The organism is Bacteroidota bacterium (genome assembly GCA_017303975.1).
Classification (GTDB): domain Bacteria; phylum Bacteroidota; class Bacteroidia; order JAFLBG01; family JAFLBG01; genus JAFLBG01.
In genome coordinates this window covers 59864-85209 of sequence record JAFLBG010000002.1, presented here as the reverse complement: position 1 = coordinate 85209, position 25346 = coordinate 59864, and the positions used below count along the sequence as shown (strand labels likewise).

General features: G+C 35.8%; 22 protein-coding genes. 14 read left to right on the top strand and 8 right to left on the bottom strand.

Annotated elements, in window-relative coordinates; all coding sequences use genetic code 11:
* Positions 1–8: 8 nt before the first annotated feature.
* Complete coding sequence (gene idi, locus J0M08_01390; GenBank protein MBN8701694.1) at positions 9–515, top strand: isopentenyl-diphosphate Delta-isomerase; 507 nt, start codon at positions 9–11, stop codon at positions 513–515.
* A 66-nt stretch (positions 516–581) separates the two neighbouring features.
* Here the strand turns inward: idi and J0M08_01385 are convergent, their stop codons facing one another.
* The 3 genes from J0M08_01385 to J0M08_01375 form a co-directional block, all read right to left on the bottom strand.
* Positions 582–1163: a hypothetical protein gene (locus tag J0M08_01385; GenBank protein ID MBN8701693.1), complete on the bottom strand. Its 582-nt coding sequence runs from the start codon at positions 1161–1163 to the stop codon at positions 582–584.
* A 146-nt stretch (positions 1164–1309) separates the two neighbouring features.
* Positions 1310–2503 (bottom strand): T9SS type A sorting domain-containing protein, encoded by a 1194-nt coding sequence (locus J0M08_01380; GenBank protein ID MBN8701692.1) that lies wholly within the window; start codon positions 2501–2503, stop codon positions 1310–1312.
* Between the two features lie 39 nt (positions 2504–2542).
* Positions 2543–4195 carry an ABC transporter substrate-binding protein gene (locus J0M08_01375; protein ID MBN8701691.1) on the bottom strand — a complete coding sequence of 551 codons (1653 nt, stop codon included), beginning with the start codon at positions 4193–4195 and terminating at the stop codon, positions 2543–2545.
* Between the two features lie 164 nt (positions 4196–4359).
* Between J0M08_01375 and mtaB the strand changes: the two genes are divergently transcribed.
* The 3 genes from mtaB to J0M08_01360 are packed head-to-tail and all read left to right on the top strand — an operon-like array spanning position 4360 to position 7756.
* Positions 4360–5748 (top strand): tRNA (N(6)-L-threonylcarbamoyladenosine(37)-C(2))-methylthiotransferase MtaB, encoded by a 1389-nt coding sequence (gene mtaB / locus J0M08_01370; GenBank protein ID MBN8701690.1) that lies wholly within the window; start codon positions 4360–4362, stop codon positions 5746–5748.
* Between the two features lie 9 nt (positions 5749–5757).
* Entirely contained in the window at positions 5758–6930 is a 1173-nt protein-coding gene (locus J0M08_01365; protein ID MBN8701689.1) for a prolipoprotein diacylglyceryl transferase, read from the top strand.
* Between the two features lie 10 nt (positions 6931–6940).
* Positions 6941–7756: an inositol monophosphatase gene (locus tag J0M08_01360; GenBank protein ID MBN8701688.1), complete on the top strand. Its 816-nt coding sequence runs from the start codon at positions 6941–6943 to the stop codon at positions 7754–7756.
* Between the two features lie 122 nt (positions 7757–7878).
* Here the strand turns inward: J0M08_01360 and J0M08_01355 are convergent, their stop codons facing one another.
* The gene (locus J0M08_01355; GenBank protein ID MBN8701687.1) at positions 7879–8631 is read right to left on the bottom strand and encodes a hypothetical protein; all 753 of its coding nucleotides are present in this window, start codon (positions 8629–8631) and stop codon (positions 7879–7881) included.
* A gap of 62 nt (positions 8632–8693) precedes the next feature.
* Entirely contained in the window at positions 8694–9374 is a 681-nt protein-coding gene (locus J0M08_01350; protein MBN8701686.1) for a hypothetical protein, read from the bottom strand.
* A 411-nt stretch (positions 9375–9785) separates the two neighbouring features.
* Here J0M08_01350 and J0M08_01345 point away from each other — a divergent pair, with 411 nt between their 5' ends.
* From J0M08_01345 to J0M08_01310, 8 genes are all read left to right on the top strand, one after another.
* Positions 9786–11144: a S49 family peptidase gene (locus tag J0M08_01345; protein ID MBN8701685.1), complete on the top strand. Its 1359-nt coding sequence runs from the start codon at positions 9786–9788 to the stop codon at positions 11142–11144.
* Between the two features lie 94 nt (positions 11145–11238).
* Complete coding sequence (locus J0M08_01340) at positions 11239–12633, top strand: serine hydrolase (GenBank protein MBN8701684.1); 1395 nt, start codon at positions 11239–11241, stop codon at positions 12631–12633.
* 177 nt (positions 12634–12810) lie between these two features.
* Entirely contained in the window at positions 12811–14112 is a 1302-nt protein-coding gene (locus J0M08_01335) for an amino acid permease (protein MBN8701683.1), read from the top strand.
* Positions 14096–15274 (top strand): hypothetical protein, encoded by a 1179-nt coding sequence (locus J0M08_01330; protein MBN8701682.1) that lies wholly within the window; start codon positions 14096–14098, stop codon positions 15272–15274. The genes J0M08_01335 and J0M08_01330 overlap by 17 nt, the downstream gene beginning before the upstream one ends.
* A complete protein-coding gene (locus J0M08_01325; protein MBN8701681.1) occupies positions 15271–16560 on the top strand; it encodes a serine hydrolase in 1290 nt (429 codons plus the stop codon). The genes J0M08_01330 and J0M08_01325 overlap by 4 nt, the downstream gene beginning before the upstream one ends.
* Positions 16561–16586: 26 nt before the next feature.
* On the top strand, positions 16587–17003 hold the full coding sequence (locus tag J0M08_01320) for a hypothetical protein (GenBank protein MBN8701680.1): 417 nt from the start codon (positions 16587–16589) through the stop codon (positions 17001–17003).
* A 41-nt stretch (positions 17004–17044) separates the two neighbouring features.
* Positions 17045–17572, top strand: coding sequence for a 3-hydroxyanthranilate 3,4-dioxygenase (locus tag J0M08_01315; protein MBN8701679.1), 528 nt, complete (start codon positions 17045–17047; stop codon positions 17570–17572).
* Between the two features lie 3 nt (positions 17573–17575).
* Entirely contained in the window at positions 17576–18586 is a 1011-nt protein-coding gene (locus J0M08_01310) for an amidohydrolase (protein ID MBN8701678.1), read from the top strand.
* A gap of 70 nt (positions 18587–18656) precedes the next feature.
* Here the strand turns inward: J0M08_01310 and J0M08_01305 are convergent, their stop codons facing one another.
* From J0M08_01305 to J0M08_01295, 3 genes are read right to left on the bottom strand one after another with little or no spacing between them, the layout of a single operon-like run.
* On the bottom strand, positions 18657–20732 hold the full coding sequence (locus J0M08_01305; GenBank protein MBN8701677.1) for a hypothetical protein: 2076 nt from the start codon (positions 20730–20732) through the stop codon (positions 18657–18659).
* Entirely contained in the window at positions 20732–21820 is a 1089-nt protein-coding gene (locus J0M08_01300) for a mannose-1-phosphate guanylyltransferase (GenBank protein ID MBN8701676.1), read from the bottom strand. The genes J0M08_01305 and J0M08_01300 overlap by 1 nt, the downstream gene beginning before the upstream one ends.
* 3 nt (positions 21821–21823) lie before the next feature.
* Positions 21824–23101, bottom strand: coding sequence for a pyridoxal phosphate-dependent aminotransferase (locus J0M08_01295; GenBank protein MBN8701675.1), 1278 nt, complete (start codon positions 23099–23101; stop codon positions 21824–21826).
* A 132-nt stretch (positions 23102–23233) separates the two neighbouring features.
* Here J0M08_01295 and J0M08_01290 point away from each other — a divergent pair, with 132 nt between their 5' ends.
* Together J0M08_01290 and J0M08_01285 are read left to right on the top strand one after the other, a co-directional pair.
* Entirely contained in the window at positions 23234–23947 is a 714-nt protein-coding gene (locus tag J0M08_01290) for a polyprenol monophosphomannose synthase (protein MBN8701674.1), read from the top strand.
* A gap of 18 nt (positions 23948–23965) precedes the next feature.
* The gene (locus tag J0M08_01285) at positions 23966–25300 is read left to right on the top strand and encodes a dihydroorotase (GenBank protein ID MBN8701673.1); all 1335 of its coding nucleotides are present in this window, start codon (positions 23966–23968) and stop codon (positions 25298–25300) included.
* Positions 25301–25346 lie beyond the last annotated feature (46 nt).

Here is a 25346-nt window from a genome sequence, read left to right as displayed (position 1 = left end):
TATTTAAAATGACAGAAGAAAAATTAATATTAGTTGATGAGCTTGATAATGAAATTGGTGTTTGCGAAAAAATAGAAGCGCACCAGAAAAAATTATTGCATCGCGCATTTTCTATTTTTGTTTTCAATGATAAAAAAGAACTTCTACTTCAAAGGCGAGCTGTAACAAAATACCATTCGGCCGGGCTTTGGACAAACACTTGTTGTGGGCATCCTAGGCCAAATGAAACAACAATAAATGCAGCTACTAGAAGATTACAAGAAGAAATGGGATTTGTGTGTTCGCTTCAAAGGTCCTTCAGTTTTATATACGATGCTAAACTGGAGAATAATTTATTTGAATATGAGTACGACCATGTTTTTATTGGTACGTATAATGATGCTCCCGTTATAAATACTGAGGAGGCTTCGGAATGGAAGTACGAGTCATTGGAGTTGGTTAAGCAAGATGTGTTGCGATATCCACAAAACTATACCGTTTGGTTTAAGAAATGTTTGGATAGAATAGTTATTTGATTGTATTACTAACAAAAAAAGGTGCACCAAATTGGCGCACCTTTTTTTATAATTTAAAACGATTAATTACTTCTTTTTTGCAGGAGCTTTAGCCATTTCTTCTTCAGCCATTTTTTTAATGCTTGCGCTAGCTTCCATGTTTTTCATGCAAGACTCTTTAGCAGCAGTAAAAGCAACTTTCCATCCTTCAACTTTCGCTTTGCTTTCTTCCATTTTTGTAGTCAATTCAGCTAATTGTTTTTTAGCAGTTTCTTCGTCAACTTCACCTTTGTTCATTTTTTCTTGCATAGCTGTAAACGCAGCTGTGTTTTCTTCCCAAGAAGTTTTAAATGCATCCCACTCAGTTTTCATTGCTTCGAAAGAAGACTTGTCGCTTTTGCAAGCATTAGCTGTTTCAGCAGCCTTTGCTTTAAGTTCTTCACTCATGCCTTCCATTGACATTGTTTCGTGGTTTTTGCATTCTGCATCACAATCAGCAATTGCTTTTTCTAAGTCTGCAGCCCATGTTGTAGCTTCAGAGCCTAAAGTTGTCCAGTTTGTACCAAAATCAGCAACAGCTTTCATTGTTTCAGCACTAGGACCATGTTTACAAGCTGATAGTGCCATTACAGCAGCTGCAGCAGATACTACTAAAAATTTAGCTTTCATTTTTTGTTTTTTTTAATTGTTATTATTAATCTATAAAATTTATGGATGCAAATATCGCATTTATTATGCAAATCCACAATAACGCCAAGGGCTATTTGGCAATAAAAATTGAATAGACAAATTATAATAAAGCAGATGTATGTGTCTTATTCTTTTACAATGCGGCTTATAAATGCTCCGTCAATTAAAAGCTGATAGATTCCACTGTTTAAATTACTTAAATTCAATTCGCATTTTTGTGTTAATGTGGCATCCATTATTTTTTTTCCTAAATAATCATAAACGACAATTTCGTGTTTGTTAAAATCGGTTGCAGATACCATACATACTCCATTAGATGGATTTGGGGAAATTGTAAACGCATCTTGCAGGAGAGTTGTAGTGACAATGCCTGTAGCTGTTTGTCCGCAAAGCCATTGACTATAATCAGCCGGAGTTTGTTGCCATGCTTGAAATGCAGTAAACACCTCGCTTATGGTAGCCCATTCTAGTTTGTTTGAGCCAATTGCGTTTAACGAATCGATTACTTTGTTTATTTTCTGAAAAAATAATGGGCCATATTCTCTTTGATTTGTCATTATACGAGTAACATAGAATTTATTTCCCGGCCATAATCCTTGTTGAATACTATCTACTTGCCCTTGAATTAAATCAATAATATCTTGTTCGTTGTCTAATGAGTCTAGCACCGGAGCACATCCTGTTCCCATACACCATAAGTTTTTTGCTGGATTGTGATTGTAAAAATTAGTTGTTGTGTCAGGTTTAAAAATGCCGAAATCATTTAAGTCATTGCTATGTGGAGGATAACTTCCTGCACCTGTTATCATAGAACATTGCCAAGAGTTGCCAAATACATTTCCAATAATGGGGTTTCTGTATTGCAACCAATCAATAGGCTGAAGCGTGGCGTTTGTAGTGGCGTATATGCATCCTCCCAAGTGGTGTGTAGGGTTGGCACCCAGAGAATCCAGCAAGTACCATTGGTCAGCAATGTTTCTGCCGTTCATATTTTTGGAGCGAGGATCTATTTCAATGTTGTCGTTATAAGGGGTACTAGCAAGTATTTCAAAAATATCATTTGCTGTTGTTCCACCATTGTCATATTGAAGAGCGCCTAATACAAACCCATCTGATGTTTGTAGATTCCATTTAACGTTTTTGGTGTCAACAATATTTGCCATTTGCAAGGCATTGTTTTTGGCTTTTGTATAATTAATTTGTGTTTGTAGGTTGTCTGATGGCTCATTGTGTGAAACAATATGCACATATAGTTTTGGCGCCTGTGCAAATAAAAGGCTGTTAAGTAGGATAAGTAATTGTGTAATTGTTCTTTTCATTTTTTGTTGTTTGTTTAGGTTGTTGATTTTTAAAAAGGATTATTTGTTTGTTTTTTTTACATTTCGCAAATCAAGAATATTCATAGCGTTGGAGCTTAGGCCGGAAATATTTTTATTTACCAATCGTACTACATGGTCGTAGTACAAAGGCACAATTGGAGCTTCTTCTACAATCATTCTATCCATTTGTTGGTATAGTTCATTTCTGTTTTTCTCATTCAATTCTATTTGAGCCTGCTCATACAATGCATCGTATTTTGCATTTTTATAATGCGTATAATTATACCCTTGTGGCGAAAAATTTTTAGAATAAAAAACCGACAAAAAAGTTTCTGCATCCGGATAGTCAGCCAACCAAGATTTTCTAAAGAATAATACTTGCGAACTAGCCACAGCTTCGTACAATATTGCTGCTTTCTCAATGTTTATATTTACCCTTATTCCAATCTCTTTTAGTTGTGCTTGCACAAACTCACATATGTCGGCATATTGTTCTGTGCTGTATAATGTTATCTCTGGTAGTCCGTTGCCATTTGGGAATCCGGCAGATGTCAATAATTGTCTTGCTTTGTCTGGGTCGTAGGTGTAGCCAACTACTTTAGTTGCATCAAATGCATTTAATCCGGGTGGTATAAATCCTGCTGTGGCAGGAGTTCCAAAGCCGGCATGCAAATACTTAACCATTTTTTTTCTGTCGATGGCATAATTTATGGCTTGGCGCACAGCCTTTATTTTAATAGGGCTGTATTCTACTAATTTATTTTTCGAGTCAATTAAGAAACCCAAGTAATCAGTTTTTAAATAAGGTTGACTTTGCACATAAAAATTGGCTTTGTACACATCATTCAGTTCCCCATTTTTTGTAAATACTTCATCTTTATTAATAGCATCAATTCCGGAAAGCATGTCTATATTGCCTTTCATGAATTCCATAAACGCTGTTTCTTTATCTTTTATAAATGAAATAGAAACTGCATCTAAATATGGCAATTGTTCATTGTTTTTTTTCTCAAAATAATTTTCGTTTTTAACTAAAATCAATTTTACACCTTCTTCCCATAGCTTGAATTTAAAAGGTCCGGTGCCAATTGGGTGGCTTCTAAAATCTGCCCCATAGTGCTCTACAACTTCATGTGGCACAACTGAAAAAAATTTCATCGTTAAAACTCCCAAAAATGGGGTGAAAGGAGCTTTAAGAAAAATTTTAAATGTAGTGTCGTTTATGGCTATAAATCCTTTGTTGTTGCTTCTTTCGCCTCTATCTATATTTGTTAAAAGTGTAGTAGCGTTAGAAATGGATGCATCATATAATCTAAAAAAACTATGTACAAAATCATCTGCAACAACCTTTCTTCCTTTGCCACCATTGAATATTGTGTCGTTGTGAAAAAATACATCATCTCGAAGGATAAAAGTATATTCTCTGCCATCTTCAGAAATAGTCCATCTTTTAGCAATATCTCCTACAATCCGCAAGGAGTCATCCATTTTCACTAAGCCATTAAAAAGTTGATTAACAGCAGTAATGTTTTCAAATCGACTTGCAGCAGCAGGATCTAATGATGTAATGCTCGACAATTCGTTGTAGCGAAAGGTTGTCCTGATGTCTTGAGTGTTTTTCTTTTGTTTTTTTTCGCATGCAAAAAGCAAAAGAGCGCCCAAGCAAAAAGCAAGTAAATAATTTCTAATCATGTTATATAAATATGCTGAATTAAATCTAGAAAGTAAAATAGATTTATCAACGGATATTTTCTTGTTTGTGTGCTACAAATTCTTTTATAAGCTAGTAAAATGGGGTAAATTAGACCGACTGTAGATTATGGCTGTTTGAACCAAATTCGTATCTTTGCGCCTTCATGCAGCAGAACACAAAAACAGTAGCATTTCACACATTGGGTTGTAAGTTGAATTTTTCCGAAACTTCAACTATTGCTCGTGTTTTTCAAGATAATGGATACGTAAAAGTTGACTTTGCAAATCCGGCAGATATTTATGTGATTAATACCTGCTCCGTTACCGAGAATGCAGACAAAGAGTGTAAGCAAATTGTAAAATCCGCAAAGAAAAGAGCTCCTGATTCAATTGTTGTTATTGTGGGTTGTTATGCACAATTAAAACCTAATGAAATACTTCAAATAGAGGGAGTAAATTTAGTTTTAGGTGCAAAGGAAAAATTTAATATTCTTCAATACATTGAAAGTATTGCCACGCGCGAGGATAAGAAAATAGTGTCGTGCGAAATTGATGATGTAAATACTTTTGTTGATTCGCATTCGTTTGGCGATAGAACACGTGTGTTTTTAAAAGTACAAGACGGGTGTGATTACACATGTTCTTTTTGTACTATCCCTTTAGCCAGAGGTAAAAGTAGAAGTGGTACAGTGCAAAGTGTTGTAGAGAGAGTGCAAAAAATAGCTCAAGATGGTATAAAAGAAATTGTGCTTACAGGAGTTAATTTGGGCGACTTTGGAAAGAGTAATCCCGAATTAAAAAAACACCAAGAAAACTTTTTTGATTTAGTAAAACAGTTGGAGAATATTGAGGATATAGAGCGCTATAGGATATCTTCTATCGAACCTAATTTACTTACCGATGAAATAATTCAATTCGTTTCCGGCTCTAAAAAATTTGTGCCACATTTTCATATCCCGCTACAATCGGGTAGCAACAAAGTCTTAAAGTTGATGCGCAGGCGCTATTTAAGAGAGTTGTACGAAAGCAGAGTGCAAGCAATAAAATCGTTGATGCCACATTGTGCCATAGGAGTAGATGTTATAGTTGGCTTTCCTGGAGAAACAGAAGAAGATTTTCTAGAGACATATAAATTTTTGAATTCTCTTGATATAAGTTATTTGCATGTGTTTACTTATTCGGAGCGTGATAATACAGACGCTTTGAGCATAAAGCCTGTAGTGCCTTATGCCGTAAGGAAGCAGCGGAACAACATGCTTCGAATCTTATCTACAAAAAAGCAATTGGCATTTTATAATCAGTTTGTTGGCACTACTCGCAAGGTATTATTCGAGACAGAAACGAAAGATGCCTTTATATATGGGTATTCGGATAATTATTTAAAGATTAAATACCCTTTTGAGGAGAGGTTGACCAATCAAATTGTAAATTGCAAACTAACTAAAATAGGCGCTGATGGTGTTTTTGAAGTAAGTATTGATGACGCTATTTTGCAGAATGCAGAACATATTATAAATAAGCCTAATTCAACATTAATAATTCAACATTCTTAATTCCCACTAATGTATCCTACCATTTATCATTTAGTAAAAGATTTGTTTGGCTTTGAAATTGGCATTTTGCGTGTGGTGCAGAGTTTTGGCTTTTTTGTTGCATTCGGATTTTTATCTGCTGCTTTTTTTTGGACAAATGAATTAAAGCGCAAAGAAGAGCTTGGGTTATTGAATCCACAAAAAGTAAAACGTATAGAAAATGCGCCAGTTAGTTTAGTAGAAAGAATATTCATGCTCTTGATTTCGTTTGTGCTCGGCTTTAAATTGCTTGGTATTACAATGAACTACGATGAGTTTATACAGAAGCCGCCTGCGTATTTATTGTCTGCTAAAGGGAATTTATTTGGAGGAATTATTGGCTTGGCAATTGCATGGTACATGCAGTATAGCGATGCGAAAAAATTAAAAGGCAAAGCACAAGTTGAAAAAGAATTGTTGATGCATCCTTACGAGCATGTTGGTAATATGATTATGATTGCAGTAGTGTCAGGAATTTTAGGAGCTAAAATATTTCACAACCTGGAGAATCCGGATGAGTTTATGGCAGACCCGGTGGGAGCCATGTTTTCATTCAGTGGATTGACCATGTATGGAGGGTTGATTCTAGGTGCAATTTGTGTGATTTATTATGCAAAAAGAAACAAGTTGACAGTTCTACATGTGGTTGATGCCTCCGCTCCGGCTATTATGTTGGGCTATGCAGTTGGTCGTGTGGGATGCCAAGTGGCAGGAGATGGAGATTGGGGGATAGATAATTTAGCTGCCAAACCAGATTGGATGAGCTTTTTGCCCGACTGGATGTGGGCATACAATTATCCGCACAATGTAAATAGCGTAGGTATTCCCATTCCCGGTTGCATGGAAGAAGAGCATTGTGCCATGCTTGCTAATCCTGTTTTTCCAACACCCTTTTACGAAACAATAATGTGCACATTCTTATTCGGTGTACTTTGGATGGTTCGAAAAAAAATACAAGCGCCAGGATTGATGTTTTCTTTGTATTTATTGCTAAATGGGATAGAGCGCTTTTTGATAGAAAGCATTCGGGTAAACTCCGTGTATCATATCTTTGGAAGAGATATTACCCAAGCTCAAATTATTTCAAGTATATTGATACTACTGGGTATTGCAGGGATAGTATATTTTAGAAAAAAGCACTCCAATACTATTTCTCAGAGCTAAAAATCAACTAATGGACTTAGAGAAAATTTGCAAAGAAGTTATTCCTGTTGTAAAAACGGTTGGGCTTTTTATTAAGCAACAGCGTATTACATTTAATGAGAGTAAGGTAGAGTTTAAAGGAGGAAACGATTTGGTTTCCTACGTAGATAAAACAGCGGAAGAGCAATTAGTAAAATACCTGCAATTGTTGCTGCCTGAGGCAGGTTTTATAACGGAGGAAAATACTATTGATAAAAAGGGCGATGTGTATAATTGGATAATTGACCCGCTAGATGGTACAACTAACTTTGTACACGGATTGCCTTGCTATTGTGTAAGTGTGGGGTTGGCAAAGAATAATAAACCCATATTAGGTGTTATATATGAAATAAACTTAGATGAATGTTTTTATGCGTGGGAGAAGGGGGGAGCTTACTTAAACAATAAAGTGATTAGTGTAACAAATACACTAAGCCTATCAAAGTCACTAATAGCGACAGGTTTTCCGTATGATAGCAAAGGCACAATCGATGCTAGTTTTAACACAATAAAGTATTTGCAGAGCAACTCGCGAGGAGTGAGGCGTCTTGGCTCAGCAGCAGCAGATATGGCTTATGTAGCTTGTGGTAGACTAGAAGCTTTTTATCAAGAAAAATTGAATGCGTGGGATATTGCTGCGGGTGTAATCATTGTTCAAGAAGCAGGTGGGGTAGTAACGGATTTTGAAGGAGGCGAAAATTATTTATTTGGTAGGGAATTGATTGCGTCTAATAGGGGAATACAGAATGAGTTAAAACAGATAGTTTTTGACAATTACAAGAAGACTACTTTATATATAGAGAAATGATGCCTAATTAAGGAGGAGGATTTCTCTCCAAGTTAATCAGGCATCAACAATAATAAAGATTCCCAGTGCTATTCAACTACTTTTCTGCATAAATTTAACCTGAAACAGATTAACAGGTGTTTTTATGCTATTAGCACAAACAAGGGTATAGATATAGAAATTAGAAGAAAAACAGAAGATAGTAGTAAAGAAATTATTGCATACCATACTGCTTTATTTGCCCTTAGTTTCTGCTCCTCGTTTAAGTTGGGTTGTTTTGAAGCTCGTTTCGCTTCTTTTAATGCAAACAAATTAACAATAAACACGCAAAGTCCTATTATAGATAATCCTATTAAGCCTACTAAATAAGCGCCCAATCCTGCAAACCAAACACCGGCAGGTTCAAATGCCGCATAAACCTGAGTAACAAAAAACAGAAAATTTAATACCCTCAAAATAGCAACCCCCAGTGCTGTAAAAAAATTAGCCTTTCTATGCCTTTCAACTTTTTTTAGTTGCGCCTCTGTATCTATAGCTTCTGCTACTGCTGGAGTTATCGTATTGTTTTTTATACTAAACACCTTTTTAGAATTGACTGTTGCTTTTCTGTTAGCCTCTACAAGAGCATTTGAATTTTTAAAGAAATTAGGTTTTTCGTTCGCTGTTTTTGCACCATTGAAGGATGTGCTTTGCTCTGCAATCGGCACTTTTTGAGTTGTATTGTTTTTTGTCTCCGAAGTGCCTGATATTACAGCAATTTTCTTTGTTTGTTTATCTAATTTGGTAGCTTTTTCAGCATAGTTTCCTTTTGTGTATTTTCTTGCAACGAAAGTGTTCGTTTTGCAAGAAGATAAAATAATTACCAAAGCCAGTATAGATAAAATTACATTTTTCATTTTTACATGCTTTTTAATTAAGTTCAATTTTATTAAATCCATTAATTATCTTTTGTTTACAATTACAGCCTTACCTGCAATCCTATGCACGCCAAAGGTCCTCCCCCCACACCCAATTCGGCATTTATTCCAACAAATCTTCCCATTAGTATTTGGTAACCAACAGCAACACGACCGGTAGGAACATAGTTCTTTTCATAAGTTTTTGAACTAGAAACATACACATCTTGTATGTTATTTCCGAACGCGGCATACCTCTCATTTTTATACATAAGTCCTACAGAGGCATGAATGTAACCGCTCCAATCGTCAAATGAATCTGCAAAATAGGTAGCTCCAATTCGTGCTCTATACCTGCTATCGTTGTATTGCACCACATAGCTACCTGCATCGGAAACGCCTGCTTTTTTTATATCTCTTGTCATATAGGATTTATCGTCCAAATTATCGAACAAATATTCTACATCTACTCGCGTTCTGTTTACATCCAACGTAAGGCTGAATTGTTTTGCTAATCGGATGTCTGCTTTTATCCCACATCCATTAAAATAGCTGCTATTTTTAGGATTACTCGCATCTACCTTTTGAAATGTATTGATTTGCTCGTACTTTAATTTTTGCATAAGAACATAGCCGCCATAGGTTGTTATTGAAACATAATTTTTTCTTTTATTTTCTTTAGCAAAAAGCGAAGAGCAAACAAATAATAAAACAGCTAGCGTGCTAATATTGTATTTTTTCATGTGTGTAATTTTTAGTTGTTGGTTACTCAAAAGTACTTTCAGCGGTTGGGGTAATCAACTCGAAATTAGTGAAATCTAATGCTCCTGTTTTTAATTTTTAATATGCAAGTATTTGATATTCAGTTTTTTGCAAGTAAATATGAGTCAAAATCATATAACTCCTAGAGTCATTTAACTTTATATGAAAATTTAGTATAAATACGTTTCTAGATTCTTTGACTCACACTTTTGAGCGTATGGTCAAATAGAGCAGAGTAGAGATGCGTGTGCAGGTTTGCGCACATAAATTTAAGCAGACTCTGATAGGTTTTACTGTGTTAGAAAAATAAAAATTTATGAGATTATGTTTTTAATTTTTGAGCAAGAAAACTGAACCCTTTTATGTATAAATTTTATCCCCATCTTTGCATGATGAAAAAAGGTACCCTAGAAAAACTCACTCTACTGCTTATCCTAATTGTATGCGCAAGCAGTTTTATTCAAGCTCAATCCAAACTTATCTATAAATTCGATATCAAGCGCGAGATAGACCCAGCTGCATGGCGTCAAACGCAGGCAGCGTTTGACAATGCGGAGGAGCAAAAAGCCGATTACATTCTTATTCACATGAACACCTACGGAGGCATGGTGGATATGGCTGATAAAATTTGCACCAAAATTTTGGATTCGAAAATTCCTGTTATCGTTTTTATAGATAAAAATGCGGCATCTGCCGGAGCACTTATTTCTATTGCTTGCGATAGTATTTACATGGCTCCAGGAGCCAGCATTGGCGCTGCAACTGTGGTTGATCAAGCCGGTACACCTCAGCCGGAAAAATACCAGTCGTACATGCGTTCAAAATTGCGTGCTACAGCAGAAGTAAATAAAAGAGACCCTAGAATTGCAGAAGCAATGAACGACCCAAGAATAAAAATTGAAAACGTAAATGATTCCGGCAAGGTGTTGACATTTACTACGGAAGAAGCCATAAAAAATGGCTATTGCGAGGGTGAAGTAAAAAATATTGATGATGTTATTGCGCGCTTAGGAATTACAAATTCCGAAATAAAAGAATACAAGCCTTCTACAATTGAGGCTATTGTTGACTTTTTGCTAAGTCCTGCCGTTAGTGGCATTTTAATTATGGTAATTATTGGCGGAATCTATTTTGAATTGCAGGCTCCTGGCATTGGCTTTCCGCTGTTTGCTGCTATTGGAGCTGCTGTGCTTTACTTTGCTCCTCTTTACTTAGAAGGGCTTGCGGCTAACTGGGAGATAGCATTATTTGTGTTGGGTGTAGTATTAGTTGTTGTAGAGCTTTTTGCTATTCCGGGCTTTGGTGTAATTGGTATTTCGGGTATTGTGTGCATTGTGTTAGGGTTAACATTGAGTTTAGTAGGCGCAATGCCAACAATAGACGCTCCGGTTGATTTACCTCCGTTTGAAGGATTTGTAAAATCACTGTTTGTGGTAGTGCTTTCTATTGTGTTGTCTGTGGGCGTTTCCATGTATCTTGGGCCTAAGCTAATGGATACAAAACTGTTTGGAAAATTTGTTTTGCAAACTACACAAGCTTCAAACAAAGGGTACGTAAGCGCTGATATAGATACTTCTTTTTTGATTGGCAAATCAGGCCTAGCTTTTACGGTATTAAGACCATCCGGTAAAGTAGAAATTGAATCGGAAGTGTACGATGCTATTGCCATGAATGGCTATATTGAAAAAGGTGATAAGGTGGAAGTGGTAAAGACAGAATCCGCACAAGTATTGGTACGCAAGAGTTTGTAAGTAAAGGCTCAAACATATATTTTGTGAAGCAATGTCTGTATTTGCTTAGGTAGCCTTTAAACCTTATATTCAATCAAACCAAATTGTTTGCATCATGAAATCTAAATTGCTATTAATTTTAGTTTCAGTTTTTTTTCTGAGTACCTCTGTATTTGCTCAATTTCCTTCGGTATATAAGGCGCGATTAGATTTTGTCTTTGACAGTGTGTGTAATGCACACAACATAAAAGGAGCTGCCGCAAATGTTCTTATTCCTAATGTTGGCGTGTGGAATGGTGTTCATGGAATTTCGGAAGTTGGGGTGCCAATCACCAAAAGTATGTTATTCCCAATCGGTAGCAATACCAAAACATATACAGCCGTAATGATTCTTAAATTGCAAGAATTAGGATTGTTGAGTATCAATGATACAATTGGCACGTGGTTTCCTGGCAATCCTAATATTCCCGGAAAAATTACCATCAAACAATTGTTGCGCCATCAAAGTGGATTGTACGACTATTTTAATTCCAACCCCGCCACGTTTGATAGTTTGAATGCCGATTTTACAAGAACTTGGCAACCTACAGAGATGTTTCAATTTATAAAGGCACCAATTGCAAATCCCGGAGGGGCTTTCAATTATTGCAATACGAATTATTTATTGGCGGGATTAATTATCGAACAAGTAACCGGATTGTCTTACCATATGGCGTTGCGAAATTATATTTTTACTCCATTTAATTTGCAGCACACTATTACTCCTCCTTTTGAAACTACTCTAGACACCATCCCCAACGGTTGGACTGCTGATATTATGGGATACCAAGAAGATATGCAAGTTAACTATGGATGGTCTAACAATGCTTTTTTGTCAATGGCTTCCGCGGCCGGTGCTATATGTGCAACTGCCGAAGATTTATCATGGTTTTGGGATAATTTGATGCATAGCCAAACCATTTTAAATGCAAGTTCGTTGAATGACATGAAACAATTTATATTCTCAGGAAGTGGATCTTCCTACGGTTTGGGGCTATTTAGATTTACTAATTTTTATGCGGGAAAAACGGTTTATTCTCACGGAGGTACCTGTTTTGGATATATTTCTGAAAATTTATTCGAGCCTACTACAAATGTTAGTGTATCAGTTCTTACAAATCAAGACAGCGTAAGTAATAATGCCATACTTGTAAGTTCTGTTAGAGGGCTTTTTAAAGAGAGCCTTGGAATGCTATCCATTCCTGCATTTGTAAATAACTATACAAATGACGAACAATTGCTTGTATATCCTAACCCTGCTGGTGATGTTGTAAATATTGAGTTTAATGAAAATGGACTGCATGCGGTATCTGTAATGGATATTTCCGGAGCTGTAGTTTTTGAAACTCAGGCAAGCTCGAATTATGTAATTGTTGAAACCAGTAAATTCGCGAACGGGATATATCAATTGCTAACAATTGATAATAGTTCAGGAAGAAGAAAAACAACTAAGCTTGTTGTAGCAAGGTGATTCAGAGACGAAAACAAGCAGCTTTAGGTAAGGTTTTTGTATTTTTGCTTAAACGTAATTGTGAATTAACTGTAGAATAAGAGTGGTAGAATACAGTATTTTATTTGCCAATACTAATCATATAAAAATTATAGATATCCATAAAGTAGGACATCAAAAAAAATAGTTATAAATAAAATGTCTAAGAAATCCATCGGTTTATTTACAGCTACTTCTATCGTAATATCAAGTATGATAGGGGTAGGTGTGTTTACAAGCCTCGGATATCAAGTGGAAGGATTGAGTTCGGGTTTTTCTATTTTGCTGCTTTGGGTGTTAGGAGGATTTGCAGCTCTATTGGGAGCCTTTTGCTATGCGGAGTTGGGGGCAGCTATGCCTCGCTCTGGCGGAGAGTATAATTTTTTATCTACTATTTATCATCCTTTATTGGGGTTTTTGTCCGGTTGGATTTCTGCTACCGTTGGTTTTTCTGCGCCTATTGCAGCTTCGGCAATGGCTTTTGGTAAGTATATAAATGCTGTTTTCCCGACCTGCTCCGCGCAATTGACCGCTATAATTGTAATTGTGGTAGTAGCAGGCATTCATTCGCTACATATTTCTGTAAGTAAAAAATTTCAAGTAATTACTACTGTTTTAAATGTGCTTATTATAATCACACTTATTGTTGTTGGGCTAAGCGTGAAACCAACTGGCGATATTTCTTTTGCTTTTTCGGTAAATGATATTTCTAGTTCAGGGTTTGCTATTTCGTTTTTCTTTGTAAGTCTAGCTTATTCAGGATGGAACGCTTCTGCTTACATTGCAGGAGAGATAAAAGATGTTCATAAAAATTTACCTCGCTCTTTGCTTCTGGGAACCGTTATAGTAGGAGTGTTGTATATTTTAATTAATTATGTTTTTTTAAGATGCTCTCCCGTAGCCGATATAAAAGGTAAAGCGGAGGTTGGTATTATTGCTTCTCGATTTATTTTGGGCGAAACAGGTGGAAATGTGATGGGGCTTATTATTGCGTTATTATTATTGGCCTCTGTTAGTTCCATGATATTCGCTGGTCCAAGAGTAATCGAAACAATTGGTTCTGATTTTAAACTTTTTAAACTGTTTGCCAGACGCAGTAAAAATGAATCTCCTATTTACGCTATTTTATTGCAAGGCATTATTGCTATTTTATTTGTTATCACCGCCAAGTTTGATGAGGTGATTACCTATATAAGTTTTACATTAAATCTGTTTTTGCTAATAACAGTTCTTGGATTAATTGTCTTGAGAGTTAGACAGCCTAATTTACCTCGTCCCTATAAAACTCCGTTATATCCACTAATTCCGATATTGTTTTTACTTATTAGCGGATGGCTTACCTATCAAGGATTTCTTCAAAAACCCACCGAATCGTTGTATGGTTTAGCAACTGTTTTTAGTGGTGTAGCTTTTTATGTACTTAATAAATTATTGTCAAAATCAGATGAGGCTTCTAATTAGTGTTTTTATACTTCTGTTTTTTTTCTCTTGTAAAAATGAAGTATCTAAGAATGTAGAAATATCTACCGATAGCTCTAAAGTTTTTCAGGCAAATAGAAATGCCCTTGCTATTAATATTGACGCCCCCCTCAATCAATTAGCCGCAGCCGTTGCGGGTATAGATAGTATAACTTATACACTATCTCAATTTAATCAACTTAAAAATGAACAATGGTACACGTATGCCAATAAAATGAATGCTAGTTGGCTTCGGTACGACTCGCTGCACACGCTTCCCATGACTCTATGGAGAAACAAAGAGTTGGTTTATGATTCCACCCATTTTTTGTTTTATCCTTTTGCCGGAGCCGATATACTAAACGCATATACACTATTTCCTGACGCTGATAAGTATATACTTATTGGTTTAGAGCCAATTGGTAGTTTGCCCGATACGTCAGTATTTTCAAATGCATCAAAATTCAATGCCTACACAAGTGCTGTAAATGCATCGTTGTACGCCATTTTAAATTTTAGTTTTTTTCGCACCATTTCTATGGCAAGTGATTTTCATCAAAAGGAATTAAATGGGACGGTTCATTTGCTTGTGCTTTTTTTGAAGCGTATGAATTTGCAATTGGTAAGTTTTAATTATGTTGCTATTGATGCTAATGGCAACGAAAAAAGTTTTTTAGATTATACCTCACTACAATTAGATTCTGCTTTAAATAAAGGCTGTGTTATTAAATTTACTGATGGAAAAGAAATAAAACAGGTGTACTATTTTTCAGTTGACTTGTCGGATGATAAATTAAATAGAAACCAAGGATTGTTCACCTATCTTGCTAAGGAAGGCAGTTTTAATACATACTTAAAATCTGCTTCTTATCTTATGCACAAAACTTATTTTTCTAAAATCAGAAATTTTATTTTAGCAAACACTTCGCAAATTGTGCAGGATGATTCCGGAATTCCATACAGATTTATTGATTCCACAAAATGGGATGTTCAGTTGTACGGAACGTATAGTGGCCCAATACCAATGTTTGGAGGTTCTTATCAGCCCGATTTTGTAGCTGCTTACAAGGCGAAAGCTTCTTTGGTGAAGCCACTTCCATTTGGAATAGGTTACAAATATAAACTCGGAGAATCGAATTTACAGGTAATACGAACAAAGCAATGATGGGTTTCCCTAAACAACTCGACAAATATTTTTTTGTAGTTACTTTTTTTTTATTTTCTTATTGTAGTAATACTGCCAAGATAAATCCACCTGTTGACAAGCCTTACGGACTGCTCGATTCTATTATAAAAAAATCATCTAATGCTTTTTTACAAAGAATAGCTACACAAGACTCAACGTACCATATTCAACTAATTTATACGCAAATAAATCGCGACTCGCTTAACAATCCCACATTTTCAACTTTTTTTTATTCGGTAGATACGCTTGAGTATTATTACCCTGCCAGTCTGGTTAAGCTGCCAACTGCTTTATTGGCACTAGAGAAACTGAATGAATTGGATCTTCCGGAATTGACTAAAAGTTCGTACATGTTTACGGATAGTGCACATAAATGTCAGCGGTCCTATTTTACAGATGAAAGTTCGGAAAGCAAAAAGCCATCCATAGAGCAATACATAAAAAAGATGTTGCTTGTTAGTGATAACAATGCATATAGCCGAGTATTTGAATTTTTGGGTGCAGATTATATTAATACTAAGCTTCACGATAAAGGATATAAAAGCTCTTACATTATACATCGATTTGATGCGCAGTGTGGCACCAAAGAAAATAGATATACTAATCCTATTCGTTTTTTTAACGATAGCATGAAACTAGTGTATTCAAAGCCTCCGCAGATTGATACGCATAATTTTTACCACCCCTTGGGTGTAATTCGGATTGGGAACGCGTATGTAGATGCGAATAACAAACTTGTTACCCAACCTAAGGATTTTACTTTTTCGAATTATATTTCTTTACAAGATGTACATAGAATGGTTGTGGCAACGATGTTCCCAACTAATGTTGATAAAGCGGAACGCTTTGCGATTTCCTCTGGAGAGTATGATTTTATTAGAAAATACTTAGCTATGATGCCTTATCAATCTCAGAATCCTGCCTACAACAGAAAAGAGTATTACGATGCGTATAAAAAATATTTATTTTGGGGAGCAGATAAGAATGTAAACATGGATACAACTGTTAAAATATTCAATATAGTTGGTCAGTCATATGGATTTTTGAGCGACTGTGCCTATATAGTAGATTTTAAAAACAATGTAGAGTTTTTCCTTTCGGCTGCAATTTATGTAAATAAGGATGGTGTGCTAAATGATGGTAAATATGAGTATAAGGAAATTGGCTTCCCTTTTTTAAAGCAGATCGGACAGGCTGTTTATAACTACGAAGTAAATCGTACTAGAAAATATGCTCCGAATTTGCAACAATTCAGGTATAAATAGTAAATTAGAATAAATCACTTATTCAAATGAATTCAATTTTCAAATCATTTACCGCTTTTTTAATTGGCGTAGTACTTGTGTTTTCTTCTTGTCAGAAAGAAGATACCGATCCTAGCACTGATGCAAGAGATAATTACGAAGGTTCTTGGTCTTGTGTCGAGAATAGTTCTATTACCGGAACAAATCCAACGTTTACAGTTAAAATAGTGAAGGGAAGTGGAGATGATGAAATTGTATTTCAAAATTTTTATGCACTTGGAAATAATAACAGTGCTACTGCAGTAATTGATGCAAATAATTTTACAATTAATCAACAAACTGTTGCAGGTAATACGGTAAAAGGCTCTGGTAATTTGCAAGGCCCTAGTGCTATTTTTATGACCTATTCTGTTTTTGATGGTAGTACCAAGGATAGTGTAACTGCTACACTAAGCAGGCAATAGTGTATTGTTAAATTATCTACAATTAGTTAAATCTCTTTATTATGGCTTTACAGCGACCTTTTAATTTTAAAAAGTGGATTGACGATAATAGACACTTATTAAAACCTCCTGTAGGAAATAAAGTGGTGTATCAAGACACCGAGTTTATTGTAATGGTAGTGGGAGGGCCTAATTCCCGTAAGGATTATCACTACAACGAAAGCGAAGAATTTTTTTATCAATTGGAGGGAGACATTGTTGTTAAAATTCAAGAAGACGGCAAGGCGGTAGAGGTGCCAATAAAAGAAGGTGATATATTTTTGTTGCCTCCGAAAGTGCCGCATAGTCCAGGGCGTGGATCAAATACCATTGGACTGGTTATGGAGCGCAGAAGGAAGGATAATGAAAAAGATGGACTATTGTGGTTTTGTGAGAAGTGCAATAACAAACTGTTCGAAAAATATTTTGAAATGAAAAATATTGAAATTGCTTTTCAAAATACATTTGCAGAGTTTTATGGTAATGAAGATTTACGCACATGTAAAAAGTGTAGTGCTGTAATGGAGCCCCCGGCTTCGTATAAAAAGTAAGCTATGCTTAAAATAGACATACATACACACATTTTGCCAGAAAAAATGCCTAACTGGGCAGAAAAGTTTGGATATGGCGGATTTGTACGACTAGATCACCACAAGCCATGTTGTGCAAAGATGATGGTGGATGATAAATTTTTCAGAGAGGTAGAAGATAATGCTTGGAGTGCAGAAAAGCGTATGCACGAATGTGATGCACACAAGGCGCAAGTTCAGGTGTTATCAACTGTTCCGGTTATGTTTAATTATTGGTCGCAACCAAAGGATTGTTTGGCCGTGTCTCAATTTTTAAACGATCATATTGCAGAGATTGTTCAACGGTATCCTAAACGCTTTATTGGTCTGGGAACGATACCTATGCAAGACCCGGATTTAGCAGCACAAGAACTCGAACGATGTATGAAAATTGGTTTGCGTGGTGTGCAAATTGGCTCACACGTAATTAACGATTGGAATTTGGGTTCTATTTCGTTGTTCCCTATTTACGAAGTGGCACAGAAATTAAATGCAGCCATATTTGTTCACCCATGGGAAATGATGGGACAAGAACACATGGCTCGCTACTGGCTGCCTTGGTTGGTGGGGATGCCCGCAGAAACATCAAGAGCAATTTGCTCCATGATATTTGGAGGAGTGTTTGAACGATTGCCAAAATTGAAAATTGCATTTGCACACGGTGGAGGCTCATTTCCTGCTACCATTGGGCGTATTGAACATGGCTTTAAATGTCGCCCCGATTTGGTTGCCATTCACAACGATGTAAATCCCAAAGAGTATCTAGGAAAATTTTATGTAGATTCTTTAGTACATGATTTAGGCGCATTGGATGTAATTGTAAAATTATTTGGATCGGATCGTGTTGCATTAGGCAGCGATTACCCATTTCCACTGGGGGAATCCGAACCCGGTAAATTAATTGAAAGCGCGCACTATCCAAAGCATGTTAAAGAACAACTATTACATGGTACTGCCTTGGAGTGGTTGGGATTGCAAAAGGAACTCTTTGTATAAGTCCTATTAAAAGTTAAATAGATTAATCGGCAGAATGGAAAAATTGCAGGGACATACCTATTAGTGTTATCTATTGGCTTTGAATTTCTATTTTTAAATCATCAAAGTAACATTCTGTTGTTCCATAGTAGTAAAGGTTGAATTCTATTTTGGAACTCGTATAGTTTTCAGGAATTATAGCTTCAAGAGAAATTGTTCTCCATCCATTTTCTAAAATAGTAGTAACATACTCGCTTCTAAAATTAAATTTTCTTTTATCCACTTCCTGCAGTAGTAGTAGTCCTGGCATGTCTTGCGAGAAGCTATTTACAGATATTTTTATACGGTCTCCTTTCTTTACCGGAATACTTGTTTCGCAGGCAATTGAATTTTCTGGAGTTGTTTTAATGGATGTGTTTCCCGAAGTATAAAGTACATTGGTTATTTTATCTAATCCTTTAAACTGAAATGCGCTGTCGCTAGAAAAAAAAGTATTAGCTGTTTTATTTATGTGCTCGAAATCACAAAGCACAGTCTTTGTTGTCTTATACACTGCTGTGTTAGCTCTGTAAATGGTTTCAATTAAATAAAATGTTTCTCTCGTGTTTTTGTTTTCTTTTACACGAGTTATCTTTTTTATAAGAGAATCGCATCCTTCGGTTATTTTTTTTAGCAGAACCACATCATCCATCTCTCTGAAGTAAACTAAGATGTTTGGATTGTTTTTTATAAGCTCTTTATTGCTTATTTCAATTTCCCAATGCCTTATTTTGTTTTCTCCAATAGAGTAAAAATAGGATGTAGGATAAAGTGTTCGCAGATAATAATAGTTTGTAAAGAAATAGTTGCCGTGATAAAAAGCTCCAAAGTTTAGTGCGGACGCTACAAAGCAAGAGCCTTGATAACCTGTAGTAATTATCTTCGGAGTGTCTTTATATTTTTCCACTTCTAAACTTGTTTGATAAATTGCATTTGGCTCTGAAAAAATGGAAAATTGTTCGTCAAATTTTTCATACTGGAAAATAAGCACAAGGGCTAACAATGCAATCGGGATGTATTTATTTTCGTATTCTTTTTTAATAAGTAGTATGGATGCAATTAGCAGCGGGATAGTTAATGACTGGGATGCAATTAAATAGTGATACCCAAAATGTTTTGCTGCAAAAATTACTTGGCTCAACATAATTAGCACTCCGGCAAACACCAACTTAAAATAATAATTACTCCATTGTTTTTTAGCAAATCCCCATATTAGTATAGTTAGTAGGACAAGCAGAGATGTATAATAAAACAAATCTCTTTGTAAAAGTTTTTTTAGGTTGTCGTAAAAAAGAGAAGTGTTAATTATTTTTTCTTCTCCTTGCCCGTAGTTTCCCGTATGGGTAGTTAGGTTTGTAAACCATGTCACAGCATCGCTAAGTTTATGCCAAATAGGGAATGTTAGCAAAAGAATAAACAAAAGCGTTTCGGCAATAAAAATAAGTTTGTTTTTGATGGAGCTGATTAAAAAAAGCGGAAGTATAAAAAAGGGAAGGCACGTAATTTTAGTTACAACCAAAAAGCCCGTTATAGCTGAGAAAGTTAAAATATTACCTACACTTAACTTTTCGTTGTTGTTTAGTTTGTTGCAAATTTTTAAAACGAATGCTGCATAATAAATTACTACAAAGAGAATTAATGTTTCCGGAACAATTCTCGTTAATAAGAAATAGTGGGTACAAAAATAAGCACATAGCGGAATTAGTTGAAACGCAAGTGCTAAGTATAAATTTGTAAATGTTTTATAGATACTTCTCGAGCTAAAGTAGATAACTAAAACGCCTGTAACTATAAGTACTCCGGAGCAAATTTTAATATACAACTCGGGGTTGGCCAATACATCTTGAAAAACAGTTTGGGTGCCAAGGATTGCATGTGCAACATAAATAATTATTCCGGCAAGTAAATGTACCGTAGTTCCCGGGTTGTCATAATGACCAATTTCAAAATCGCCATTGGCAATGTGAGTGCCGTTAATCAAATAAATATAAACAGAATCAGGGTAGGTAGAGTAGTAGCTACCAATTGCAAATAAGCAGACATAAGCAGCTATGCCTAGTAAGAGAGGAATAAGTAAGAGAATAAGCTCTTCAGCTTTTTTGTTAGTGCCTTTACTATCCAATAGCATTATACAAAACGTTCTCCTTTGGTAACTTTCACATCATTTACAAAATTTCGTATTTGCTGTTCGTCTTGTTTTTTGCAAATTAAAATGGTGTTGTCGTACTCTACAATTATATAATCATCTAATCCCTCAACTACCAATAGTTTATCCTTAGAAATATTAACTATACAATTTTTACTTCCGTACATCATTACATTTTTCCCAACAATCGCATTCTTGTTGTCATCCTTTTTTATGTGATTGTATAAAGAGCCCCACGTGCCTAAATCGCTCCAGCCAATAATAGATTCTCGCACATATACATTCTCCGCTTTTTCTAATACAGCATAATCAATAGAAATATTCTTGCAACGAGTGTATGCATCTGTTATAAACTCGTCTTCTTCTTTAGTGTAGTATTTGCTACTTCCTTCTGAAAAAATACCTGCCATTTCGGGCTCGTACTTTTCAAAAGCCTTTACAATAGTTTTTGAGCTCCAAATAAAAATGCCGGAGTTCCACAGAAAATCACCGCTTTGCATAAAAAATTTAGCCATGTCTAAATCCGGCTTTTCGGTAAATACTTTTACTCGTTTAATTCGCTTGTCTCTCTCTTTGTGCGTGGATTCAATAAATTGGATGTATCCATATCCGGTGTCGGGGCGAGTGGGTTTAATGCCAAGTGTTACAATACATTCTTCTTGTTGTGCTTTTTTAAAACACGAATTTATTGCTTTTACAAACGTATCTTCTTTTTTTATCAAATGGTCAGAAGGTGCAGCTACAATTAGTGCCCTTGGGTTTTTTTTGTGTATTTTATAGCTTGCGTAAGCTAAGCAAGGTGCGGTGTTTTTTCGAATCGGTTCGCATAAAATATTTTCGTGTTTTATATCCGGTAATTGTTCCTTTACCAAATCTAAATACGATTTATGCGTAACAATAATTATGTTTTCAATTGGACAAATTTTTATAAAGCGGTCGAATGTTTGTTGCAAAAGCGTTCTACCTGTTCCTAATACATCAATAAATTGTTTAGGTCGAGCTGTTTTGCTCATGGGCCAAAAGCGGCTTCCTACACCGCCTGCCATTATTACACAATACTGGTTTTGCATTTTTTACGATAATTTTTTTAATGCGTGTCTTATGTTGTCAATAATTAAAGGAATGTCTTCTGTCTTACAAGTACCAACGGATATTCTGTACCAGTCAGATGTTTCTTTGTCTCCAAAAGCGTAAAACGGAACAATCGCAATTTTTGCTTCATTCAGCAAATACGCAGTTATTTCTTTAGTGGAAGAAAGTTGTTCCCCGTTTTCTTTTTTCATTCCGATTAAACGGAATTGTGCCGTAAGATATATAGCTGCTTGTGGGGCTATACAGGCAACTTTAAATCCTTCTTTTTGTAGTTGCGTAAATCCTGTATAAAATGCCTGTAGTCTACTGTTGATTTTTTCTTTCATGTTAACCATAAAAGAATCTATACTCGCATAATTGGATAGGTAGTCGGCACAAGCCATCTGTTCTGCCTTGGGAGCCCAAGCACCTACATGCCCAATTATAGACTTCATTTTATCAATTACTTTTTTAGGTCCAAAAGCCCAGCCAACTCTAACGCCTGTGGCAGCTAACGATTTTGAAATACCATCAATGTAAATAGTGTATTTTTTCATTTCCGGAAGCAAGGAAACCGGATCGTAATGCTTGGTATCTCCGAATGTAAGTGCCCAATAAATTTGATCGTACAATAAATACAACGGCTTTTGGGTGTAATCTCGTTTGCGGTTTTCATCTAATACAAGCTCGCAAATTTCTCGCAACTGATTTTTCGAAAACGTTGTACCCGTTGGATTTAAAGGCGAACAGAGTGCTAACATGGTAGCATCCTTTAAAAAAGGTTTTAGCTCTGCCGCAGTGGGCATAAAATTATTTTCTGCTGTTGTTTCAACAATTATCGCTTTTGCCGATGTTAAATGGCAATAGTGATTGTTGTTCCACGATGGAGTAGGAAAAACTACTACGTCATCCGGATCTATCAACGTTCGATAAGCCGAATAAATAAGTGGACGAGCACCGCCTGATATTACAATTTCATCCGTACCATAATTCAAATTACCGTATTTCTTTAAATACGCAGAAACCGAATTGCGTAAGTCTATCATTCCTTCTGCACTCGGATAATTTGTTTCGTCATTTTCGTATGCCGTAATAATGGCCGACTTAAGCTCGGCAGGAATGGGGAAAAGCTTAGGGTTGAAATCTCCAATAGTAAGATTGTATATTTTTTCTCCTTTTTTTATTTTTTCATTTACTTCGGCAGCAAGTCTAATTATTTCTGAGCCAATAATGTTTTCTGCTAGTTGAGAAACGCGAAGCGGAGTTGTTTGTTCTACCATACGGGCAATGAGTTTAAGCAACGCACAAACGTACATTAAAATAGTGAGTTTGACAATATTTAAAGCGCCTTCGTTTCTGTTTATTTATCAAATATTTTGTACCTTAATGCACCTTGTAAAACAAATAGAAAAGTGCCGGATAGTATTGTCATAATTCCAACGTACAACGAGAAAGAGAATATCGAAAAGATGATTCGAACGGTATTTTCTTTGCCACATTCATTTCATATTTTAATAGTGGAAGACAATTCCCCCGATGGAACAGCTGCTATTGTAAAGGGCTTGATGAATGAGTTTTCGGATAGGCTATTTATAGAGGAGCGCAAAGGAAAATTAGGGTTAGGTACAGCCTATATTCATGGATTTAAGTGGGCTATAAAAAATAAATACGATTATGTTTTTGAAATGGATGCAGATTTTTCGCACAATCCATCCGACTTAATTCGTCTTAGAGATGCTTGTGCAAACTCCAGTGCAGATGTTGCAATTGGCTCAAGATATGTGAAAGGGGGGCAGGTAAAAGATTGGTCGCTGGACAGAATATTGATGTCTTATTTTGCTTCGTTGTATGTTAGATTAATACTTTGGATTCCTGTTAAAGATACTACTGCAGGATTTAAATGCTATACCAGAAAAGTGTTGGAAGCAATGCCGCTCGACTCCATACGATTTATGGGATATGCTTTTCAAATTGAGATGAAGTACACCGCCTGGAAACTAGGCTTTAAACTTAAAGAAATCCCTATAACCTTTAAAGATAGAGTAGAAGGGACTTCCAAGATGAGTACCAAAATATTTAAGGAAGCATTTGTTGGCGTTTGGAAAATGAGAATGAAAAAAATATAATACCCTAATACTCTTTTTATGTCGTCTATCCTTATTAAGAACGCCATGCTAGTAAATGAAGGCTCTGTAGTCCTTACAGATGTGCATGTTTTAGAAGGAATCATAAAAAAAATAGCACCACAACTCAAAGAAAACGCTACTAAAATTATTGATGCGAAAGGCTTGTATTTATTGCCCGGTGTAATTGATGATCAGGTGCATTTTCGGGAACCTGGTTTAACGCACAAAGGAGAAATATACACCGAAGCTAAAGCTGCTGTTGCCGGAGGCGTAACAACGTATATGGAGATGCCAAATGTAATTCCTGCTACACTTACACAAGATTTGTTAGAACAAAAGTATAGCAGGGCATCGGAGGTTTCATTGGCAAATTATTCTTTTTTTATGGGAGCCTCGAATGATAATAGAGATGAGGTGCTTAAGACAAATCCTAAAACGGTGTGTGGTGTTAAAATATTTATGGGTTCTTCTACTGGAAATATGTTGGTGGATAATAAACAAACACTAGAAACTATTTTTGCCGAGTGCAAAACCCTTATCGCTACTCATTGCGAAGATGAGCCCACAATTAAAAAAAAAATAGCGCAGTTTATTGCACAATATGGAGACGATATTCCTGTGCGCTTTCATCCACTTATTCGAAGCGAAGAAGCTTGTTATAAATCGTCTTCCTATGCTGCGGAGTTGGCGGCTAAATACAATACTCGCTTACATATTTTGCATATTTCTACTGCAAAAGAAATTAGTTTATTTAAGAATAATATTCCCTTAAAGGATAAGCGAATTACGGCCGAAGCTTGCATTCATCATCTTTGGTTTAGCGAAAAAGATTACGATGTAAAAGGCAATTTTATTAAATGGAATCCTGCTGTTAAAACAGAACAAGACAGGCAAGCCGTTTTTAATGCTGTTTTAGAAAATAAAATTGATATAATTGCAACAGACCATGCACCACATACGCAGGAGGAAAAAATGCAGGTATATACAAAAGCTCCGTCCGGTGGGCCTCTCATTCAGCACTCGTTGGTAGCCATGTTAGAATTTTATCACCAACAAAAAATAAGTTTAGAGAGAATTGTAGAGAAAATGTGCCACGCTCCGGCAGATTGTTTTCAGGTTGAAAAACGAGGCTATGTTAAAGAAGGATATTATGCCGATTTAGTGTTGGTTGATTTAAATAGTTCGTGGACGGTTGATAAGTCAAATCTTTTGTATAAATGTAATTGGAGCCCTTTTGAAGGGTACACGTTTAAGTCAAAAATCAAACATACGTTTGTCAATGGGCATCATGTTTACAACGATGGGGTGTTTGACGAATCTAAAAAAGGGATGCGAGTTCTTTTTGATAGGTAGTACTTGGTTTGCACAAATAGAGGGTTGTATACACCTATATTTTTCA

Coding starts and splice junctions, on each gene's coding strand:
- idi (MBN8701694.1), top strand. CDS start 9: ATGACAGAAGAAAAATTAATATTAGTTGATGAGCTTGATAATGAAATT.
- J0M08_01385 (MBN8701693.1), bottom strand. CDS start 1,163: ATGAAAGCTAAATTTTTAGTAGTATCTGCTGCAGCTGCTGTAATGGCA.
- J0M08_01380 (MBN8701692.1), bottom strand. CDS start 2,503: ATGAAAAGAACAATTACACAATTACTTATCCTACTTAACAGCCTTTTA.
- J0M08_01375 (MBN8701691.1), bottom strand. CDS start 4,195: ATGATTAGAAATTATTTACTTGCTTTTTGCTTGGGCGCTCTTTTGCTT.
- mtaB (MBN8701690.1), top strand. CDS start 4,360: ATGCAGCAGAACACAAAAACAGTAGCATTTCACACATTGGGTTGTAAG.
- J0M08_01365 (MBN8701689.1), top strand. CDS start 5,758: ATGTATCCTACCATTTATCATTTAGTAAAAGATTTGTTTGGCTTTGAA.
- J0M08_01360 (MBN8701688.1), top strand. CDS start 6,941: ATGGACTTAGAGAAAATTTGCAAAGAAGTTATTCCTGTTGTAAAAACG.
- J0M08_01355 (MBN8701687.1), bottom strand. CDS start 8,631: ATGAAAAATGTAATTTTATCTATACTGGCTTTGGTAATTATTTTATCT.
- J0M08_01350 (MBN8701686.1), bottom strand. CDS start 9,374: ATGAAAAAATACAATATTAGCACGCTAGCTGTTTTATTATTTGTTTGC.
- J0M08_01345 (MBN8701685.1), top strand. CDS start 9,786: ATGAAAAAAGGTACCCTAGAAAAACTCACTCTACTGCTTATCCTAATT.
- J0M08_01340 (MBN8701684.1), top strand. CDS start 11,239: ATGAAATCTAAATTGCTATTAATTTTAGTTTCAGTTTTTTTTCTGAGT.
- J0M08_01335 (MBN8701683.1), top strand. CDS start 12,811: ATGTCTAAGAAATCCATCGGTTTATTTACAGCTACTTCTATCGTAATA.
- J0M08_01330 (MBN8701682.1), top strand. CDS start 14,096: ATGAGGCTTCTAATTAGTGTTTTTATACTTCTGTTTTTTTTCTCTTGT.
- J0M08_01325 (MBN8701681.1), top strand. CDS start 15,271: ATGATGGGTTTCCCTAAACAACTCGACAAATATTTTTTTGTAGTTACT.
- J0M08_01320 (MBN8701680.1), top strand. CDS start 16,587: ATGAATTCAATTTTCAAATCATTTACCGCTTTTTTAATTGGCGTAGTA.
- J0M08_01315 (MBN8701679.1), top strand. CDS start 17,045: ATGGCTTTACAGCGACCTTTTAATTTTAAAAAGTGGATTGACGATAAT.
- J0M08_01310 (MBN8701678.1), top strand. CDS start 17,576: ATGCTTAAAATAGACATACATACACACATTTTGCCAGAAAAAATGCCT.
- J0M08_01305 (MBN8701677.1), bottom strand. CDS start 20,732: ATGCTATTGGATAGTAAAGGCACTAACAAAAAAGCTGAAGAGCTTATT.
- J0M08_01300 (MBN8701676.1), bottom strand. CDS start 21,820: ATGCAAAACCAGTATTGTGTAATAATGGCAGGCGGTGTAGGAAGCCGC.
- J0M08_01295 (MBN8701675.1), bottom strand. CDS start 23,101: ATGGTAGAACAAACAACTCCGCTTCGCGTTTCTCAACTAGCAGAAAAC.
- J0M08_01285 (MBN8701673.1), top strand. CDS start 23,966: ATGTCGTCTATCCTTATTAAGAACGCCATGCTAGTAAATGAAGGCTCT.